General features: G+C 70.9%; 5 protein-coding genes. 1 reads left to right on the forward strand and 4 read right to left on the reverse strand.

The features are described from left to right. Window positions 1-85: 85 nt before the first annotated feature. A complete protein-coding gene (fabF, locus tag BN13_RS15280; protein ID WP_048548074.1) occupies window positions 86-1,339 on the forward strand; it encodes a beta-ketoacyl-ACP synthase II in 1,254 nt (417 codons plus the stop codon). Window positions 1,340-1,432: 93 nt separating this feature from the next. Here fabF and BN13_RS15285 read toward each other — a convergent pair whose 3' ends face one another. The 4 genes from BN13_RS15285 to BN13_RS15300 all read right to left on the reverse strand — a co-directional run bounded on the left by BN13_RS15285 (window position 1,433) and on the right by BN13_RS15300 (window position 4,716). Next, the gene (locus BN13_RS15285) at window positions 1,433-1,945 is read right to left on the reverse strand and encodes a DUF3145 domain-containing protein (RefSeq protein ID WP_048548075.1); all 513 of its coding nucleotides are present in this window, start codon (window positions 1,943-1,945) and stop codon (window positions 1,433-1,435) included. 153 nt (window positions 1,946-2,098) lie between these two features. After that, window positions 2,099-2,806 (reverse strand): NUDIX hydrolase, encoded by a 708-nt coding sequence (locus tag BN13_RS15290; protein WP_048548076.1) that lies wholly within the window; start codon window positions 2,804-2,806, stop codon window positions 2,099-2,101. Between the two features lie 30 nt (window positions 2,807-2,836). Further along, window positions 2,837-3,442 carry an isochorismatase family protein gene (locus BN13_RS15295; RefSeq protein WP_048548077.1) on the reverse strand — a complete coding sequence of 202 codons (606 nt, stop codon included), beginning with the start codon at window positions 3,440-3,442 and terminating at the stop codon, window positions 2,837-2,839. Continuing rightward, a complete protein-coding gene (locus BN13_RS15300; protein WP_048548078.1) occupies window positions 3,439-4,716 on the reverse strand; it encodes a nicotinate phosphoribosyltransferase in 1,278 nt (425 codons plus the stop codon). The genes BN13_RS15295 and BN13_RS15300 overlap by 4 nt, the downstream gene beginning before the upstream one ends. Window positions 4,717-4,851: the final 135 nt, after the last annotated feature.

Below are 4,851 nucleotides of genomic sequence, written 5' to 3' on the forward strand. Positions count from 1 at the left end.
CGCCCGCCACAATCGGGCGACACGACCCAGTCCTTCCCCTCCACCACCCCGACGCGCGAACCCCGGCCGCAGAGATGGAGTCGTCATGACCGCAGGAACCTCCGACGTCAAGGTCGTTGTCACCGGACTCGGTGCCACGACCCCGCTGGGTGGTGATGTCGCCTCGACCTGGTCGGCGATCCTCGCCGGGACCTCCGGCGTGCGCACGTTGCCGTATGACTGGGTGGCCAAGTACGACCTCCCCGTCACCATCGGCGCCAATATCCACACCCCCGCCGACCAGGTCCTCACCAAGGTCGAGGTGCGTCGGCTCGACCCGAACGCGCAATACGCGATCATCGCCTCGCGCGAGGCCTGGCAGGACGCGGGCGCCCCGGAGATCGACCCCGAGCGTCTTGGCGTCGTCATCGGCACCGGCATCGGTGGCGTCTGGACACTAATCGACCAGTGGGAGAACCTTCGCGAGAAGGGCCCGCGCCGGATTTTCCCGCTCGCGGTGCCCATGCTCATGCCCAACTCGGCCAGCGGCAATGTCTCGCTCGACCTCGGGGCGCGCGCGGGCGCCCATACGATCGTCTCGGCCTGTGCCTCCGGAGCGGAGTCGATGGGCTTCGCCGCGGAGATGATCCGCAGCGGGCGCGCCGACATGGTCGTCGCGGGGGGCGCCGAGGGCGCCATGCACCCTCTCTGCATCGGCGGGTTCAGCGCGATGCAGGCGCTGTCCAAGCGCAACGACGACCCCGAGCGGGCGTCACGGCCATACGACATCGACCGGGACGGCTTCGTCATGGGTGAGGGCGCCGCCGTCATCGTGCTGGAGTCCGAGGAGCACGCCAAGGCGCGCGGCGCCAAGATCTATGCCGAGTTCGCCGGTCTCGGGATGAGCGCCGACTCCCACCACATCGCCGCCCCGGAGCCCGAGGGCGCAGGCGCGTCGCGCGCGATGGTGGAGGCGGTCCAGGCGGCCGGGCTCAGCCCCCGCGACATCATCCACGTCAACGCGCACGCGACCTCCACCCCGGTCGGCGACGTCGCCGAGGCCAACGCCATCCGGCGCGCCTTCGGTTCGGACGCGGACGGTATGGCGATCAGCGCCACCAAGTCGATGACCGGCCACCTGCTCGGCGCGGCGGGGGCCCTCGAAGGGGTCCTGACGATCCTGGCCGTCCACCACCGCATCGCGCCGGCGGCGATCAATATCGACAACCTCGACCCGGCGATCGACCTCGACGTCGTGCGAGGCGAGTCGCGCACGCTCCCCGACGGCGACATTGCCGCGCTGAACAACTCGTTCGGGTTCGGTGGCCACAACGTGGCCTTCGTGGTCAAGAGCGTCTGAGCACCGCCGCGCTCCGCGACTGCCGAGCACCACAACGCGCCCGGGCCACCAGGTCCCGGGCGCGTTGTCGTGTCTTGCTTGGGGGCGGCGGGCTCAGCCCACCTTGTGTAGCCAGCGGACGGGCGCACCCTCGCCGGCGTAACGGAAGACCTCCAACTCGTTGTCCCACGCCGTCCCGAGGAGTCCGTCGAGCAACTCGGCGATATCGCCACCGGGCATCGCGCTGGCCACGATCTCGCGCAGTTGTCCCTCGTGGATCATCGCGTCGCCATTGGGCGCCATCCAGGCGTGGTGCAACCCGAGCCGGGGCGTGTGGCACCAGCGCGACCCATTCAAGCCGGGGCTGGGCTCCTCGGTCACCTCGAAGCGGATGCCGGTCACCCCACGTAGGGCGCTGGTCAGGCTCGCGCCAGTCCCCGGGGCAGCTACCCAGGACAGCTCGCAGCGCTTCTGACCGTATGCCGCGGGCTGGTCCGTCCATTCCAGACTCACTCGCCGCCCGAGGACGTGCTCAAGAGCCCACTCGATGTGCGGGCACAGCGCAGCGGGGGTCGCGTGAACGAACACGACCCCGCGCGTGGTGGCACGCGTAGTTGACAGCGACATCCCGATCCTCCTGGTGTGCGATGGACGTCTTCCCCAACGTCACGCACATAGGTCACGAGAGCCGCGCTGGGGCTATTGTGCCCCATCGACCCCAGAGACACCAGCCTCCCCCTGAGGGCGCCCACGTCACACCAACCACAGGACGTATGCCGCTCAGCCCCGCAGCAGCGCCGGATGCAGGTGCGTCGCGGGACCGGAGCGATAGAACGCCGTCGGCGGTCGCCCCACACCGCTTGTGCGCTGCGTCGGCGCCTCGGCCAACTCCACGAAGCCCGGGGTGGAGAGCACCTTCCGAATGAAGGTGCCCCGGTGCGGCGGGGTTCCCCATACGGCCGCATAGACGCGGTGCAACTCCCCCAGCGTGAACGGCGCCGTCACGAACGACGTTGCCAGGGTGGTGTATTCGAGCTTGGAACGCACCCGCTCCAGCGCGTCCGTGAGGATCTGGGCGTGGTCGAAGGCGAGCCGTTCGAAGGCCGGCGACTCGGCGCCTTGGATGGGCAGGTCCGCCACCGCCCACCAGCGGGCCGTGGCCGCGTCCGACCCGGCGACCGGCTCGGGCAGGTCGGGGGCGAAGGCGACGTGCGCGATCGAGACGACGCGCATGCGGGGGTCGCGGTCTGGCTGGGAGTAGGTCGCCAACTGCTCCAGGTGGAAGCCGGTCTCGACGCCGGTCTCCTCGACGAGCTCCCGCGCGGCGGCGGCGGTGGCGTCCTCGTCGGGCTCGATAAAGCCGCCGGGGAGGGCCCAGGACCCGGCAAACGGATCGTCCCCGCGCTCGACGAGCAGGACGTTCAGGGCCCCGGATCGGATGGTGAAGACGCAGAGATCGACCGTGACGGCGAAGGGCGGGTGGCTCATGGCTTCCTCTGGTGAGTGGTCGATCGGGGCTCAGGCGGTGGCGGGCGCGAGCGGGCGGCCGACATCGGCGCCGGCGTCGGCCAACTCGGTGAGCGCAGCGTCGGTGGTGTCTGCGGCGACCCCGGCGTGCAGGCCCGCCAGGAGCGTGGTGTCGAGCCCGGCGGCGAGTGCGTCGAGGGCGGTCGCGCGGACGCAGTGGTCCGTCGCGATACCGACGACGTCGACCTCGGTGACGCCGGCGTCGGTGAGGAGCTGGGCCAGGGCGCGTCCGTCCGAGGCGGTGCCCTCGAACGCGGAGTATGCCGGGGCGTCCTGCCCCTTGTGCACCCCCACCACCGTGGTGGTCGCCTTGGTCAGCGCCTCGGCCAGGTCCGAGTGCAGCTCAGCTCCCGGCGTACCGGCGACGCAGTGGGCCGGCCAGGTGGTGCGGTAGTCGGGTTCGGCGGCGAAGTGGCCACCATTGGTGGAGTCCGGATTGTGCCAGTCCTGGCTCGTCGCGATCAGCGCGTAGTCGGCGCCCGCCTCGTCGACGTAGCGCGCGACCGCCGCGGCCACGGCGTTGCCGCCGGTGACGGGCAATGACCCGCCCTCGCAGAAGTCGGGCTGAATGTCGACGATCAGCAGGGCGCGGCTCATGCGGGGTCTCCTTCGAGGACTGCGGTCGTGGCGGGCGGGCCGGAGGTGATGTGTCGGGCGGCGGGAGGGAGGTCGGCGAGGGCGGCCGCGGCATACTCCCGGGCTTCGAGCAGGGTCGGTATGGGGAGGACCTCCCCCGCGCGGACCACGTCGACCTGGAGGGGGCGGGCGCCCGGCGGGACGACGCCGTCGACGCGGAAGGCTTCGCGGCCGTCGGGATAGCGATAGGGCGTCTTGAGGCCGCCGACGTTGGCTTTGCCGCTGGCGCGCTTGGCGACCGGGCGATCGTCGAGCTCGACGAGCTTGTAGACGAAGCCCGCGGTCGGGTGCCCCGAGCCGGTCGCGACGCGCGTGCCCACGCCATAAGCGTCGACGGCGGAGAGGGCGAGCTCGGTGATGAGGTACTCATCGAGATCGGAGGTGACCACGATCTTGGTGTCCGTGGCGCCGAGGCTGTCGAGTTGGGCGCGCGCCGCCGCAACGGCGGTCGGGAGGTCGCCGGAGTCGATCCGAATCGCGCCGGGACCGGTGGCGCCTAGGTCTTGGGCGACCCGCACCGCCGTGGCGATGCCCTGCTCGGTGTCGTAGGTGTCGACCAGTATCGTCGTGCCGGTGCCCTGCGCGGCCATCTGCGCGGCGAACGCCTCTGCCTCGCTCTGGTGAGCCAGGACGAAGGCGTGGGCGACGGTGCCGGCGGTGGGCACGCCATACGCCGCCCCGGCCGCGAGATTGGAGGTGGTCGAGAACCCCGCGACGTATGCCGCGCGCGCCGTCGCGACCGCCGCCTCCTCGTGCGTGCGGCGGGACCCCATCTCAATGAGCGTGCGGCCGTCGGCGGCGAGCACCATCCGGGCCGCCGCCGAGGCGATGGCGCTGTCGTGATTGAAGATGGACAGGGCGAGGGTCTCGAGGATCAGACCCTCGCCGAGCGGGGCCTGGACCGAGAGGATGGGCGAGTTAGGGAACCAGGTCTCCCCCTCGCGGTAGGCCCGGATGGTGCCGGTGAAACGCCAGTTGGCGAGGCTGGTTGCGGTGGCGGCGTCGATGACCTTGGCGTCCTGGAGCCAGGCCAGGGTGTCGTCGTCGAAGTGGAAGTCGGTGAGGGCGTCGAGGAACCGCCCGAGCCCGGCCACCATGCCGAACCGCCGCCCCTCGGGCAGGCGGCGGGCGAACAGTTCGAACGTGGCCGGCGCCCCGACCCGCCCGTCGGCGAGCAACGCGGCATACATCGAGAGTTCGTAGCGATCCGTCAGGAGCGCCGCACTGATGCGCATGTCCCGACCCTACCCCATATGTCGCGGGACGCGACAAACGAGCGGGCCTGGTGAGGCTGGTTCAGGTCATCCCTTTCCGACCACGTCACCCCTTCTCGTCTACGTCACCCCATAGAGCGGGTGACGTGGGCGGAA

Origin of the sequence: Nostocoides jenkinsii Ben 74 (genome assembly GCF_001046875.1) — a bacterium.
Lineage (GTDB): Bacteria > Actinomycetota > Actinomycetes > Actinomycetales > Dermatophilaceae > Nostocoides_A > Nostocoides_A jenkinsii.